14 protein-coding genes are annotated in these 14,121 nt (G+C 58.5%); 5 read left to right on the top strand and 9 right to left on the bottom strand.

The features are described 5' to 3' along the window. Positions 1-2: 2 nt before the first annotated feature. The 3 genes from odhB to lpdA all read left to right on the top strand — a co-directional run bounded on the left by odhB (position 3) and on the right by lpdA (position 3,247). Positions 3-1,514: a 2-oxoglutarate dehydrogenase complex dihydrolipoyllysine-residue succinyltransferase gene (gene odhB / locus ACR0JI_RS10755; protein ID WP_480475076.1), complete on the top strand. Its 1,512-nt coding sequence runs from the start codon at positions 3-5 to the stop codon at positions 1,512-1,514. A 2-nt stretch (positions 1,515-1,516) separates the two neighbouring features. After that, positions 1,517-1,786 carry a hypothetical protein gene (locus ACR0JI_RS10750; protein WP_480483134.1) on the top strand — a complete coding sequence of 90 codons (270 nt, stop codon included), beginning with the start codon at positions 1,517-1,519 and terminating at the stop codon, positions 1,784-1,786. Positions 1,787-1,858: 72 nt separating this feature from the next. Beyond that, positions 1,859-3,247 carry a dihydrolipoyl dehydrogenase gene (lpdA, locus tag ACR0JI_RS10745; protein ID WP_480494312.1) on the top strand — a complete coding sequence of 463 codons (1,389 nt, stop codon included), beginning with the start codon at positions 1,859-1,861 and terminating at the stop codon, positions 3,245-3,247. A 21-nt stretch (positions 3,248-3,268) separates the two neighbouring features. Here the strand turns inward: lpdA and ACR0JI_RS10740 are convergent, their stop codons facing one another. Further along, the gene (locus ACR0JI_RS10740; protein WP_480494314.1) at positions 3,269-3,847 is read right to left on the bottom strand and encodes a TetR/AcrR family transcriptional regulator; all 579 of its coding nucleotides are present in this window, start codon (positions 3,845-3,847) and stop codon (positions 3,269-3,271) included. A gap of 102 nt (positions 3,848-3,949) precedes the next feature. On the opposite strand from ACR0JI_RS10740, the gene ACR0JI_RS10735 reads away from it, so the two are divergent. Beyond that, complete coding sequence (locus ACR0JI_RS10735; RefSeq protein ID WP_480475068.1) at positions 3,950-4,543, top strand: NAD(P)H-dependent oxidoreductase; 594 nt, start codon at positions 3,950-3,952, stop codon at positions 4,541-4,543. Between the two features lie 19 nt (positions 4,544-4,562). Here ACR0JI_RS10735 and ACR0JI_RS10730 read toward each other — a convergent pair whose 3' ends face one another. Genes ACR0JI_RS10730 through ACR0JI_RS10715 form a run of 4 tightly spaced genes read right to left on the bottom strand, consistent with a single transcriptional unit; the run spans position 4,563 to position 7,468 of the window. Beyond that, positions 4,563-5,168, bottom strand: coding sequence for a pyridoxamine 5'-phosphate oxidase family protein (locus tag ACR0JI_RS10730; RefSeq protein ID WP_480475066.1), 606 nt, complete (start codon positions 5,166-5,168; stop codon positions 4,563-4,565). After that, positions 5,155-5,895 carry a lysophospholipid acyltransferase family protein gene (locus ACR0JI_RS10725; protein ID WP_480475065.1) on the bottom strand — a complete coding sequence of 247 codons (741 nt, stop codon included), beginning with the start codon at positions 5,893-5,895 and terminating at the stop codon, positions 5,155-5,157. Before ACR0JI_RS10725 ends, ACR0JI_RS10730 begins: the two co-directional genes overlap by 14 nt. Then, the gene (locus ACR0JI_RS10720) at positions 5,895-6,794 is read right to left on the bottom strand and encodes a cell division protein FtsX (protein ID WP_480494316.1); all 900 of its coding nucleotides are present in this window, start codon (positions 6,792-6,794) and stop codon (positions 5,895-5,897) included. Before ACR0JI_RS10720 ends, ACR0JI_RS10725 begins: the two co-directional genes overlap by 1 nt. Next, positions 6,791-7,468: a cell division ATP-binding protein FtsE gene (locus tag ACR0JI_RS10715; RefSeq protein WP_480476894.1), complete on the bottom strand. Its 678-nt coding sequence runs from the start codon at positions 7,466-7,468 to the stop codon at positions 6,791-6,793. The genes ACR0JI_RS10720 and ACR0JI_RS10715 overlap by 4 nt, the downstream gene beginning before the upstream one ends. 182 nt (positions 7,469-7,650) lie before the next feature. Between ACR0JI_RS10715 and ACR0JI_RS10710 the strand changes: the two genes are divergently transcribed. Further along, positions 7,651-8,373, top strand: a complete 723-nt coding sequence (locus ACR0JI_RS10710; protein ID WP_480475061.1) for a zinc-ribbon domain-containing protein — start codon at positions 7,651-7,653, stop codon at positions 8,371-8,373. Positions 8,374-8,376: 3 nt separating this feature from the next. On the opposite strand, the gene ACR0JI_RS10705 is transcribed toward ACR0JI_RS10710, so the two are convergent. The 4 genes from ACR0JI_RS10705 to argH all read right to left on the bottom strand — a co-directional run bounded on the left by ACR0JI_RS10705 (position 8,377) and on the right by argH (position 14,112). Beyond that, positions 8,377-10,860, bottom strand: a complete 2,484-nt coding sequence (locus ACR0JI_RS10705; RefSeq protein ID WP_480476892.1) for a TIGR02302 family protein — start codon at positions 10,858-10,860, stop codon at positions 8,377-8,379. Between the two features lie 96 nt (positions 10,861-10,956). Further along, a complete protein-coding gene (lysA, locus tag ACR0JI_RS10700; protein ID WP_480475059.1) occupies positions 10,957-12,222 on the bottom strand; it encodes a diaminopimelate decarboxylase in 1,266 nt (421 codons plus the stop codon). Positions 12,223-12,526: 304 nt separating this feature from the next. Next, on the bottom strand, positions 12,527-12,727 hold the full coding sequence (locus ACR0JI_RS10695) for an argininosuccinate lyase (RefSeq protein ID WP_480475057.1): 201 nt from the start codon (positions 12,725-12,727) through the stop codon (positions 12,527-12,529). After that, positions 12,724-14,112, bottom strand: a complete 1,389-nt coding sequence (gene argH / locus ACR0JI_RS10690; RefSeq protein WP_480475055.1) for an argininosuccinate lyase — start codon at positions 14,110-14,112, stop codon at positions 12,724-12,726. The genes ACR0JI_RS10695 and argH overlap by 4 nt, the downstream gene beginning before the upstream one ends. Between the last annotated feature and the right edge of the window lie 9 nt (positions 14,113-14,121).

The raw sequence follows: 14,121 nt of genomic DNA, 5'->3' as shown, positions 1-14,121 counted from the left end.
CGATGACGATTGAAGTTCGTGTTCCCACGCTTGGCGAATCGGTCACCGAAGCCACAGTTGCAACCTGGTTCAAAAAGCCCGGTGATGCGGTCGCCATGGATGAGATGCTGTGTGAGCTGGAGACAGACAAGGTCACCGTTGAGGTTCCTTCACCCGCAGCGGGTGTAATGGGTGAAATCGTGGCAGCCGAAGGCGAAACCGTCGGTGTTGACGCCTTGCTGGCAACGATTGCGGCTGGCGAAGGCGCAGCCCCTGCCCCAGCGGCATCCGCAGCACCGGCAGCTGCACCCGCCGCATCGGTTGGGTCGGTTGACGTGATGGTGCCGACACTTGGTGAGTCTGTGGCGGAAGCAACCGTTTCGACCTGGTTCAAAAAGGTTGGCGACAACGTCGCGCAGGACGAGATGCTGTGCGAATTGGAAACCGATAAAGTCTCGGTTGAAGTTCCCGCACCGACTTCGGGTGTTCTTGCAGAAATCGTTGCTCCAGAAGGTTCGACCGTGGATGCGGCTGCCAAGCTGGCTGTCATCTCCGGAGCAGCCGTTGGTGCAGCAGCCGCGCCGGCCCAGGCAGCGGCGGCTGCGCCCGCAGCAACCAGCACAGGAAAAGACATCGCAAACGCGCCGTCAGCCCAGAAGGCAATGGCCGAAGCCGGACTGTCAGCTGATCAGGTCACCGGAACAGGCCGCGACGGTCGCATCATGAAGGAGGACGTGGCCAAAGCCGTTGCAGCAGTTTCGGCCCCGGCACCTGTGGCGGCTGCCCCCACCCCTGTGGCCCAAGCCCCGCGCGCCCCTGTGGCTGCCGAGGACGAGGCACGCGAAGAACGCGTGCGGATGACCCGCCTGCGTCAGACAATCGCCAAGCGTCTGAAAGATGCACAGAACACAGCCGCGATCCTGACCACCTACAACGAGGTGGACATGACCGAGGTCATGGCCCTGCGCAATCAGTACAAGGACCAGTTCGAGAAGAAGCACGGCGTAAGGCTGGGCTTTATGTCCTTCTTCACCAAGGCCTGCTGCCATGCCCTGAAAGAAGTGCCCGAGGTCAATGCCGAGATTGACGGAACCGACATCGTCTACAAGAACTTCGTGCATATGGGTGTCGCCGCCGGGACGCCGCAGGGTCTGGTCGTGCCAGTCATCCGTGATGCGGACAGCATGTCCTTTGCCGCGATCGAAAAAGCGATCGCCGAAAAGGGCAAGCGCGCCCGTGACGGCAAGCTGAGCATGGCTGAGATGCAAGGTGGCACCTTCACCATCTCGAATGGTGGTGTCTATGGCTCGCTGATGTCCTCGCCGATCCTGAACCCCCCGCAGTCGGGTATTCTGGGCATGCACAAGATCCAGGACCGTCCGATGGTCATCAATGGTGAGATCAAGATCCGCCCGATGATGTATCTGGCCCTGTCCTATGACCACCGGATCGTCGATGGCAAAGGTGCCGTGACCTTCCTCGTCCGTGTGAAAGAGGCGCTGGAAGACCCGCGCCGCCTGCTGATGGACCTGTAAGCATGGCAACGCATGTCCTCTGGCAGGCCGATGTGGCCGATTTCAATGCTTGGCTGAAAGTGTTCCGCGAGGACAAACCGATGCGCAAGGCCGCGGGTATCCGCGACCTGCACGTCTGGCGCGACCCCGACCAAAAGGACCACGCTATCGCGATGTTCGAGGTTACAAACCTGGACAAGGCCAAAGCCTTCTTTGGTTCCGAAGAATTGGCAATGCATCACGAGCGGGGCGGAATTGCCCATATCTCGATCAAGCTGCTGGAACCTGTTTGACAAAGACTATTTCCGACCCGCCAAATCGGGTCGGGGAAGCGCCGGATCGTCCGGTCGATTTAGGAGAATGTAATGGCAAATTATGACGTCATCGTAATCGGCGCCGGACCCGGTGGCTATGTCTGCGCGATCCGCTGCGCTCAACTGGGTTTGAAAACAGCCGTGGTCGAAGGGCGCGAAACACTGGGTGGCACTTGCCTGAACGTGGGCTGCATTCCCTCTAAGGCGCTGCTACATGCCAGCCATCAGCTGCACGAGGCCGAGCATAACTTTGCCAAGATGGGCCTCAAGGGCAAAGCGCCTTCGGTCGATTGGAAGCAGATGCAGGCCTACAAGGACGAGGTCATCGACGGCAACACCAAGGGCATCGAATTCCTGTTCAAAAAGAACAAGATCGACTGGCTGAAAGGTTGGGGATCAATCCCTGCCGCAGGTCAGGTCAAAGTGGGTGATGAAGTCCACGTGACCAAGAACATTATCATTGCATCCGGGTCGGAACCATCTTCCCTGCCCGGTGTTGAAGTTGATGAGAAAGTTGTCGTGACCTCGACCGGTGCTTTGTCACTGAACAAGATCCCGAAGAAAATGGTGGTAATCGGCGCGGGTGTGATCGGTCTGGAGCTGGGATCGGTTTACAGCCGCCTAGGCGCTGAAGTTACCGTGATCGAGTTCCTCAAGGAGATCACGCCGGGCATGGACCCAGAGGTGCAAAAAACCTTCCAGCGCATTCTCAAGAAACAGGGCCTGACATTTGTCATGGGCGCGGCGGTGCAGAAAACCGAAGCGACCAAGACCAAAGCCAAGGTCACCTACAAGCTGCTCAAGGATGACAGTGAACATGTGATCGACGCCGACACTGTGCTGGTTGCCACAGGCCGCAAACCCTATTCGGATGGTCTGGGACTGGACGCTCTGGGCATAGAGATGACACCGCGTGGTCAGATCAAGGTTGGTGTCGACTGGCAGACCAACGTGCCGGGCATCTATGCAATTGGCGACGTGACCGAAGGCCCGATGTTGGCGCACAAGGCCGAAGACGAAGGCATGGCCGCCGCCGAGCAGGTTGCAGGCAAGCACGGTCATGTGAACTATGGCGTGATTCCGGGCGTGATCTACACCTGGCCCGAAGTCGCCAATGTCGGTGAAACCGAAGCGACGCTCAAAGAACAGGGTCGTGCCTATAAGGTCGGCAAGTTCATGTTTATGGGCAATGGGCGTGCCAAGGCGAATTTTGCGGCGGACGGGTTCGTCAAGATTCTGGCCGACAAGGAAACCGATCGCATCCTGGGTGCCCATATCATCGGCCCCGGCGCGGGCGATCTGATCCACGAAGTTTGTGTGGCAATGGAATTCGGTGCTTCTGCCGAGGATCTGGCCCTCACCTGCCACGCGCATCCGACGTATTCCGAAGCGGTGCGCGAGGCTGCCCTGGCCTGCGGAGACGGCCCGATCCACAGCTAACACCTCTGACCCCGGTGGCGATCAGCCTGCCGGGGTCAGCCATGCATCCAAGTATGTTTCCAGCCTGTCTGTGAACGTTGTCGCTGAGTGCAGCGCGCAATATTGTAAGGACATGGCCTGAATGGCAAAGGCCTGCACGCCTTCTGCCAACAGCTCGGATGGTACATCCTTGCGCACCTCTGCGGTTTCAAGCCACATCATCACGACCCGAAAATATCGTTCAAAACAATAGGCAATCGGCCCAATATCTGCGATAGCCGTTGCCCCCGAGTATCTGATCAACAGATCGAACACGTACCGTTCGGACGTCATGAATTCGTGGACCGGTTCCAGCGAAGCGATGATCTCTGGTACCGTTTTGGGTGGAGTTCCGGATTGGGCCAGATCCAGACACGCATTCAGCTTGTCCGCGATCAGGATTTCCATCAGCGCGTCCTTGTCGCGGAAATGCGCAAAGAAGGTCCCCTTGGCAACACCCGCGGCCTTTACAACGTCTTCCACCCGCAAGGCTTCATATCCGCCATGTCGGATAACCTCTTCCGCAGCTGAGAGAAGCTTGGCGCGGGTCTTGATCGTACGTTTCTGGATCGTTTTTTGCATACCGCTCAATCGCACAGTTTTTGACCGTGGTCAAATTTTATATTGACCGTGGTCATTTTTTGATTCTATAAACTGACCGTGGTCATTTTTAGGAGAACTACAATGCACCCCAAGAAAATCCTCATCCTCGATGGACACCCGGCAGAGAGCAGCTTGTCACGCACATTCGCAGAAACCTATGGCGAGGCAGCCCGCAAAAACGGACATGATGTCCGAATGGTCCATCTGAGCGACCTGCAGTTCGATTTTGACTTCGGTCAGGGCAACTATCACGACTTCAAGCCGCTTGAACCGGTTCTGGAACACGTGTTGCAGGACTTCGAATGGAGCGACCATCTGGTCCTGACCACACCTATGTGGTGGGGCGGGCTGCCTGCAAAACTCAAAGGATTGATTGATCGGATGTTCATACCTGGACGGACATTCGACACCCGCAACACGACGATGGCCGGCCTTCCAGCCCCGATGCTGACCGGACGCACCGCGCGCGTTATCCTGACCTCTGACACGCCCGGCTGGTTCATGCGTCTGATGTACAGGCAAGCGCTTATTCGGCAGGTTCGCGGCCAGATCCTCGGGTTTGTTGGCTTCAAACCAACGCGGTTTACGTACTTTTCAGGCGCAAGCTATCCCAAACCGGGCAGCGTTGATCGCTGGATCAAAAAGGTGTCCAGAATCGGAGCCGCCGCAGCTTGACTGAACAGCCGTCCGTTACCTACCACATTGTTTTGGCGGCGCGTGCAGCCCAGTCTTTGTCATATTGCGCGCCGCCCTCTTCACCTTCTGACGCCTCGGACAGAAGCTGCCCAATCGTCGGAAGGTCCTTGCTTTCGTCGCCACAAGTCCAAGTTCGGGCGCGTATCAGTGCACGCGCGCACTGGCTGTAAATTTCATCAATCTGCACAACGATAACCGTCGCCGGAACCTTGCCAGCCTTTTCGAACTGGTTGCGCAATGCCGCGTCTGCGGTCAATCGGGCCGTTCCGTTCACCCGAACGACATTGTCAGAGCCCGGCACAAAGAACATCAGCGAAACGCGCGGGTCCCGAACGATGTTACGCAAGCTGTCCAGGCGGTTGTTTCCCCGCCAGTCAGGCAGCGCCAGTGTTTTTTGGTTCAATTCGCGCACAACAGCACCATCGTCCCCGCGTGGGCTTCCGTCCACCCCCTCGGGACCAACTGTACTGAGAATGCAAAGACGCGAGGCTTCAATCCACTTGCGATAGAGCGGAGTTAAGTGTCGAACGACCTTTCGTAACGAAGCAGCACCTGGCGTTCCGTACAACGCCTCGAGAGCTTCTACTTTTTCAATGAATTCCATCAGGATCAAACCCCACTTCGCGCATCAACTCGTTCGAGCGTGTTTCAATCACTTTCTCCAACCGCGCGAGGAACTCATCGCGGGCAACACCCGGTTTGATCGGCTCCAGAAAATCTACAATGGCAAGGCCGGGTTTACGCAAAACGCCTGTGCGGGGCCAGAACACGCCAGCATTCGTCGCAACCGGAACGCACGGAAAACCAAGGCCTTCATACAGAATCGCCGTACCAACCTTGTAGGGTTTCTTTGCGCCCGGCGCCACACGCGTGCCCTGCGGATAGATTACCAGCTGTCCAGGTTCAGAAAACTCTTTTGAGACGTCCTTGACCATTTTTGCCACAGCCGCACCGCGCTTGCCTCGATTGACCGGGATACAGCCAAGGCGTCGCGCATACATGCCAATAACGGGTGTGAACAACAGCTCGCGCTTCATGATAAACTTGCCGTGCGGAATGGCGTCGAAAATCATGATGATATCAAGAAACGACTGATGTTTGGCCCCGATGACCACTTCATTCGTCGGGGCATTGCCCCGCACCTCGCAGCGAATACCAACCATCCACCGGGCCAGCCACATGGTGCTTTTGGCGTAGGTTTTACACGCTTTCAGCGCACCGTTTTTAGAAAACAGAGCATAAGGCAGAAACGCGATGCCAAGGATCAGCATCCAGGCATAGATTACAATCATGAAGATGAGGGAACGAACCCACTGAATTGCCATCAACATCAGGAAAGCTCCTTCAACTTGCGTCGGGCTGCGGCCCATGTGGCAACAAAGGCAACGGCTGCCCCAAGGACGGGGATAAGAACCGGCAACACCCAGTCTTTGCCCCGAAATCCAACTCCGGTCAGAAATCCACCCGCATCCGAAGCCTCGGGCAAAAGCAAGACACCTGTCATTCCCAGAAGGGTCCCAACCGAGGCGCCGAAAAACGCGCGATAGGTAAACCGCCGTACAAAAGCACCTGCGATGAAACCATCCTGCGCGCCAACCAATCGCAGAACTTCGATAATCTGCGCATTGGCCGCAAGTGATGCGTTGGCCGCAAGAGTGATCATCGCAGCGGTCGCGCCACCGATCAGCAGGATTGATATCCACCCCAGACGACGCAGGGACATCGCAGCATCGACCAGCGGTTCGCGCCATCGCGTGTGATCATCAAGAACCGCGCCGGGCACCTCGGCCCCCAATCGCAATCGCAGTCCGATTGCATCCAGCCCCGGTTCGCCCTCGATGATCTCGATCAGCTGCGGGATTGGCAAAGTATCCAACGGCAGGTCCGGCCCGAACCAAGGTGACAGCAACGCGGCTTGTTCATCTGCGCTAAGCGCACGGGCAGACGCGACACCTGGTGTCTGGCTGAGGACGGTCAATGCCGCTTCTGTCTGGGCAGCAAGCTGCTCGGCCGGTGCATTGATGCGCAAGGTTGCAGCGCCCGCCAGTTCCGAAGCCCACCGATCCGCGATGCGGCCAGAGGCGAGGGATAAAGCCAAAGCGAAAACAGCAAGAAATGCCATGGCACCAGCGACAAACAGGGTCAGGTGGGCGGTGTAGCCGGTTGGCGGAACAACGCGGTCAGCACGGGTATCGCCGCGCAGCAGGTTTCGGATATCAGCCCCAGTCACAGGTCTGCCCCCGCCAGATGCAGCTTTCGCTGCGAAATCCGCAAAACACGCGCCTGAACATGGCTTTTTGCAGCTCGGATCAGGCTCAGGTCATGGGTGGCAATCAGAACGGTCTTTCCCATTCGGTTCAGCTCAACCAGAAGGTGCAACAAACGTTGCGACATCTCCCAATCGATATTGCCCGTGGGCTCATCCGCCAATATGACATCGGGCGACAGGATGACGGCACGCGCCAGAGCCGCCCGTTGACGTTCACCGCCGGATAATTCCGGTGGCCGTGCTTCGAGACGTGCACCAAGCCCCACCCAGCTGAGCAGTTCGGTCAGATTGTCTTGCCCGGACGATTCCCCGCGCCCGGACACCATCAGTGGCAAGGCGACATTTTCAGCAAGCGTCATATGGTCAAGAAACTGGCAATCCTGATGCACAACGCCGACACGGCGGCGCAGCACGGCCAGCTGATCCCGATCAAGGGTCGAGACGTCCTGATCAAACACGCTAAGACGCCCTGAGGTCGGCAACAGCGCCCCGTAACACAACTTGAGCAATGTCGTCTTGCCCGCCCCCGACGGCCCGGTCAGAAAATGGAACGACCCTGGCTGTAATTGAACCGAGACATCGCTCAGCAACTCGCCGCCACCGTAGGTATAGCTGACATTTTCCAGCTCGATCACACGTGCCCCCAATATTTTGCCGCTCTTCTTGCCCGAGCAGGGCGACGGTTTCAATGGCTCTACCGAGTCCAATTGGTGACACTTGACCTATGAAACCGAAAACGCCCTTTGCTGTTGGGTCTTAACGGAATATCATCCCTGAAAAAACTATTATCGGCCCTTCACCCGGTCGAGGAGGCAGTATGCGTCTTACATGTCCGAATTGCACTGCGCAGTACGAAGTTCCTGACGAGGTCATCCCCGAGGAAGGCCGCGACGTGCAGTGTTCGAACTGCGATCAAACCTGGTTTCAGGCCAAGCATCCATCCGAGCCGACGGTTGAACCGAACGCGCCCGAGGACAAGCCTGTTGTGGCAGATACACCTGACACCGAGGTCGAGGCCCAGAAGGACGCCGAGCCCGCAGAAAAAACAGCGCCAGAGGTTGAAAAACCTGCTGCATCCACAGGAAATGTTGCCCCATCAGTCGCCAGTATCCTGAAAGAAGAAGCCGCACGAGAAGCAGAGTTGCGCGCGCAGGAAGGCGGCGGCCTGGAAAGCCAGCCCGATCTGGGCCTAGAAGCCCCACCAGAGCCAAAGGTCAGGCCCAAACGCCCTGCAACTTCGGAAACCGCCGTTGATGCCGGGCAAAAGGATGCACTGCCGGATGTCGATGCCATCAACTCGAGCATGCGGTCCGACCCCGCAGAAGATGTGGCGCAGGCGCCCCGCAAGTCCGGCGGGTTCTTGCGCGGTTTTGCGCTGATGCTGATCATCGGCGTGGTTCTGTACCTGATCTACGGGAATGCCCGCCAAATCAGCGAGGCCGTACCGCAGGCCGATCCGCTGCTCAGCTCATATGTGTCGCTAGTGGATCAGGCGCGAATCTGGCTCGAAACTCAGGCAGGATCTGGAGCGCAGAACTGAGAGCTAGAACCGCTCCAGCAACCGCTTGAGGTATTCCAACTCGATCTGGGGACGGTCTGTTTCACCGGTCCGGCGACGGATTTCATCCAGCAACTCGCGGGCCCGGCGATAGACATCTTCGCCTTGCAACAGGTTCTCGTCGGTTGAAATCGAACCCGCAGCACCCGGGTTTCGGCCCAGCGGATCGCGGTTGTTGGCCTGCATGTCGCCGTCTTGTGTTCCCTGCCCCGGTTGGTTCTGCTGTTCCTGCGCCATAGCTTCACCCAGCGACCGCATCCCTTCGCGCAACGCTTCCATCGCTTCGGACTGACGGTCGATAGCTTCGGCGAGATCATCGCCACGCAGGGCCTGCTCGGCCTCGTCCATGGCACGCCCGGCCCGATCCAGCGCTTCGCGGGCGGCGTCACCTTCGGGTGTGCCGACACCGGGCAGTCCTTGTTGCTGGCGACCCAGCTCGTCTCTCAACGCTTGCTGTCGGTCGGCGAGCGAACCTTGCCCCTGCTCACCGTCTCCGGCCTGATCCGAACCTTCACCCTGTCCGCCCTGCCCTTCGTGGCTTTGCCCCCGACCTTGACCACCGTTGCGACCTTCGTTCCCTTGGCTTTCACCTGATTGCGCGCCGGGGTTGAACTGTTCCTGCAAATCACGAAAGGCCTGATCGCTAAGACCCTGCTGTTCGCGCAGGGTTTCGGCGAGACCTTCCATGGCCTGCTGGCCTTCAGATTGCTGCCCTTGGCCCTGACCCTGAGTTACACGCATGTTCTCCATCATCTGCTGGAATTCTTCCAGCGCCTGCTGAGCTTCGGCCATGCGACCTTGTTCCATCAGTTCCTGAATACGGTCCATCATGCGTTGCAGGTCATCCTGCGTCATTTGCAAAGATTCACCATTCTGGCCGGGCTGACGCTCGCCGTCTTCACCATTTTGCTGTGCCAGCCGTTGTAATTGCTGCAGGTAATCCTGCGTCGCCTCGCGCAATTCCTGCATCAACTCCGCTATTTCTTCATCGCTGGCCCCGTTCTTCATCGCTTCGGTCAGACGTTCCTGCGCGCGGCGCATTCGTTCCAATGCATCCGCCAGCGTCCCGTCCTCGATCAGTACGGCAAGGTCCCATAGGGCCTGTGCAATCTCCTCTTGTTGTTTGGGTTTCAACCCGTATCGATGAAAAGTTTCCAATCGCCGCAGAACAACCCGCAGACGCAGATAGGCTGTGTCAGAACGAAACAGTTCCTCAGGGCGGTGCGACACAGCCCTCAGGACTTGCGAGACACGAGGCGCATTGGAACGCGACCAAAGCAAGTCGCGCCTTTGCTCAATCACGGCTGCCGCCAGCGGATCAAAGAAGCGCCGTGCTGGCAATGCCGTCGCATAGGGATCCGAAGACGTTTGCTGATCCGCTGCATCTGTTGCCCTCAAGGTAATCCTGACCGGCAGATGCGCCCACGGATGTTGCGAGAAATCCTCGATCAGGTCTTCGGTGAAATCTGCGCGGTCACCGGTGATCGGCATGGGTAATTCGATTTCGATCACCTCGCGCGGCTCTGGCTCGACCGCCAGTCCGTACCGACGGTCAATCGCCGCCTGATCCAACTCGATCCGGGCCAAGCCCGAAACCACGCCGTAATCATCGCTGGCGGAAAATGGCAGCTTCATCTGCCCGCCCGCTTCAGACTCGGCGGTTCCGGAAACCGCGATCTTCGGAGCCGCGTCATCAATGACCAGCACCGACCAGTCCTGCCCCGCCGGTCCATCTATGCGCAACTGACCCGAGCGTTCGGCGACAAACTCCAGTTCCGGGTCTGTTGCCGCCTCGGTTCCGCTGGCAGAACTGCTCTCGGTCAGACTATGTGCGCCGACCTCACCGTACAGTCTCAAGGTGATGCGACTGCCCTTGGGAACAGAAAGCGCCGCCCCCGTTTGGTCGGCAAGATATAAGGTCGGCAAACCTGTGTATCTGGGGGGTTCCACCCATCCTTCCCAAGTTGGACCCTGTCCAGCCACGGCCGTGCCCGGGGTCATGTCCGCCACTGAACCCACACGCCACAACGATCCAAAGATCAGCGCCACAACAAATGCCAGCAGAGCGGCATAGCGCAACGCATACGGGTCGTGCGACGCAAGCCGAAGATCTGGTTTCACAGCCTCAGCAGTGGCCGCACGCTGTGCCATGCGGGCTTTGTGCGCCTGCCACAAGGCAACCGAGTCCCCATCGTTGGCACCGATTGCCTGATCATCGAGCAAAGCCTGAATCGGTCGACCGGGCAGAGCCTCATCCAGCCGCGCCAGCGCATCAGCGCGGGACGGCAGTTTGAATTTCGTGACACCCCGGACAGATGCTGCACCAAAAGATATCAACGACAGCGCACCAGCACCCCAGACAATTTCAACGGGCAGATGATCCTGCAACCCCAGCATCAGAGCGGCGAGCAAAGCCAGAACAATCGAGAACGCAGGCCAGAACGCGCGCAGCACCTGTTCAGCCACCATACCGAGATGGGTTAGCCACAGGGACAGGCGCGGAATTGGCAGTTTCGTTCTGTTGGTCAAGACGGGCCTCCGGGACGGGCCCGCGCGGTTATCGCGTCAAAGCCACGATGGTATGGTATCGCGGTTTATGATTTCGTCAAAGCTTGGCCGTTCACGAATGACTGCAAATTGATCGCCATTCACCAGAACTTCGGGGATCAACGGGCGGGTGTTGTATTCGCTGGACATCACCGCACCGTATGCACCCGCGCTGCGAAATGCGACCAGATCACCCGATTTCAGCGGCGGCATATTGCGCTGCTTGGCAAAGGTATCCCCGGATTCGCAGACCGGACCGACAATGTCGTAAGGGCGCTGTTCCACACCGGCGACAGGTTCCTGCACCGAAACGATATCGTGGTAAGCTTCGTACATTGCGGGGCGGATTAGGTCGTTCATCGCCCCATCAAGGATCAAAAAGTCGCGACCTTCGCCTGATTTCACATAGATCACCTTGCTGACCATGATCCCGGCGTTGCCCGCGATCAGGCGTCCGGGCTCAATCTCGATCTCACAGCCCAGATGGCTCAGTGTTTTCTTGACCAGCGCACCATATTCAATCGGCAATGGGGGTGCGTTGTTCGACCGGGTGTAAGGAATGCCCAGACCGCCACCCAGATCAAGACGCCGAATGTTGTGACCTTCAGAGCGGAGGCGTTCGGTTAGCTCGGCCACCTTTGTGTAGGCCAGCTCATACGGTTCAAGTTCGGTCAGTTGCGAGCCAATATGAACGTCGATGCCGATCACCTCCAGCCCCGGCAGGCTGGCGGCGTGGGCGTAAACTTCCGAGGCGCGGGCAATCGGAATGCCAAACTTGTTCTCAGACTTGCCGGTGGCAATCTTAGCGTGCGTCCTGGCATCGACATCCGGGTTCACCCTGACGGTGATCGGCGCTATTACGCCAAGATCAAGCGCAATGGCGTTGATCACTTCCATCTCGGGCTCGGACTCGACGTTGAACTGGCGAATGCCGCCGCTCAGCGCTATGCGTATCTCGTCCGCTGTTTTCCCTACACCCGAGAACACGATTTTGTCACCGGGAACACCAGCCGCCTTCGCCCGCAGATATTCTCCGCCCGAGACCACGTCCATCCCAGCGCCTGCTTGGGCCAATGTCTTAAGGATCGCCTGATTGCTGGCCGCTTTCATCGCGTAGCAGATCAGATGATCGGTGCAGTCCAACGCGTCATCGAACAGTTTGAAATGCCGCAACAATGTAGCCGTGGAATAGACGTAGAACGGTGTTCCAACCGCGGCTGCGATTTCAGAGACGGGGACATCCTCGGCGTAAAGCGCGCCGTCGCGGTACAAAAAGTGATCCATGCTTGCGCGCTTAGACCATAAAAGGACTTCGGATCAATGGATTCCGTATCCCTGGTCCCGGTTTAGTTTTGAGTTGAAACACCAACTCGGCCATAGCCCGAGATAGAAATGCCGGTGCCCGATTGTTTTGGTTCGGCCGCAGGTTCCGGGCGTTGCGCTGACGAAGGCTCACAGGCCGCCAAAACCGCAAGTGCACAAACCAGTCCCAGAATTCTCATCTCAATACCATTCCTTTGTGTGACAGGTGATCGATACGCGCGCGCAACATGAGGTGTCAGGACCGGAGGCGCAACACGCAAAGCGGTCAGAATCCAAGATAAATGCCCAGCGGCCCGCGACTTAGGCCGACACCTCCGCCGACATACGCACCGCTTGATCCAACCCCGATTGTGGCACTGACCGTGGGCTGAGGGGCAGTTGGTTGGTCAGGCTCACCATCAGCCCCGCACCCGGCCAGTACCAGGCCGGAAACCGTAATCAGGATCGCACGTAGCGCGGTCGTCATACCATTGCCTTCCATCGTTCGATCTGGACCCGCACCTGATCGGGGGCGGTACCGCCGTAGGACTGGCGCGAGTTTACCGAATTGTCGACGCCAAGGACAGAGTAGACGTCATCCGAAATTTCACCATGGACCGATTGCATATCGTCCAGTGTCAGGTCGGGCAGGTCACAACCCTTACCCTCGGCCATGGCCACCAGTGATCCGGTGACGTGATGCGCATCCCGGAACGGCAGGCCCAGCACGCGTACCAGCCAGTCGGCCAGATCCGTCGCGGTCGAGAAACCCGAGCCGGCGGCGGCGGCAAGGCTGTCGCGGTTGGCGGTCATGTCCTTGACCATCCCTTCCATCGCCGCCAGCGCCAGCATCCAGTTGTCGGCGGCGTCAAAGACCTGTTCCTTATCTTCCTGCATGTCCTTTGAATAGGCCAACGGCAGGCCCTTCATCACCATCATCAGCGCGGTGTTGGCCCCATAGATGCGCCCAACCTTGGCGCGGATCAGTTCAGCTGCATCCGGGTTCTTTTTCTGCGGCATGATCGACGAGCCGGTCGAAAACCGGTCGGACAGGGACACGAAACGGAACTGGGCCGAAGACCAGATCACCAATTCCTCGGCAAAACGCGACAGGTGCAAGGCGCAGATCGAGGCGGTCGACAGGAATTCCAATGCAAAATCGCGGTCGCTGACGGCATCCAGCGAATTGGCGGCGGGACGATCAAAGCCCAACGCCTGCGCCGTCATATGACGGTCAATGGGGAAAGATGTGCCCGCCAGCGCGGCAGCCCCCAACGGGGATTCGTTCATTCGGGCACGGGCGTCGCGGACTCGGCTCAGGTCGCGGCCAAACATCTCGACATAGGCCATCATGTGATGCCCCCAAGTTACGGGTTGCGCAGTTTGCAGATGGGTAAAGCCCGGCATGACCCAATCGGCGCCTGCTTCGGCCTGCGCCAAAAGCGCGCGGATCAGGGCCAGAATACCGGACTCCGCCGCATCAAACTGATCCCGGACCCACAGTTTGAAATCCGTCGCCACCTGATCGTTGCGCGAACGCCCTGTGTGCAAACGGCCAGCCGGCTCGCCAATGATCTCTTTCAGCCGCGCCTCGACATTCATGTGGATGTCTTCCAGCGCTGTTGAGAACTGAAACGTGCCGCTCTGGATTTCTGACAATACGGTGAGCAGCCCTTCCCGAATGGCCTGCGCATCACTATCACTTATGACGCCTGTGGCAGCCAACATGGCCGCATGGGCGCGCGAGCCTGCGATGTCCTGGGCTGCCATCCGCTGATCGAACCCGATCGAGGCATTGATCGCCTCCATGATCGCGTCTGGACCGGCGGCAAAGCGGCCGCCCCACATCTGGTTCGAGGATTGATCGGTCATGTAAGAAAA

This window comes from Ruegeria sp. N10 (genome assembly GCF_056531545.1).
Note: the sequence above shows the minus strand (reverse complement) of the source record. Positions and strands in the feature narration are given on the sequence as shown.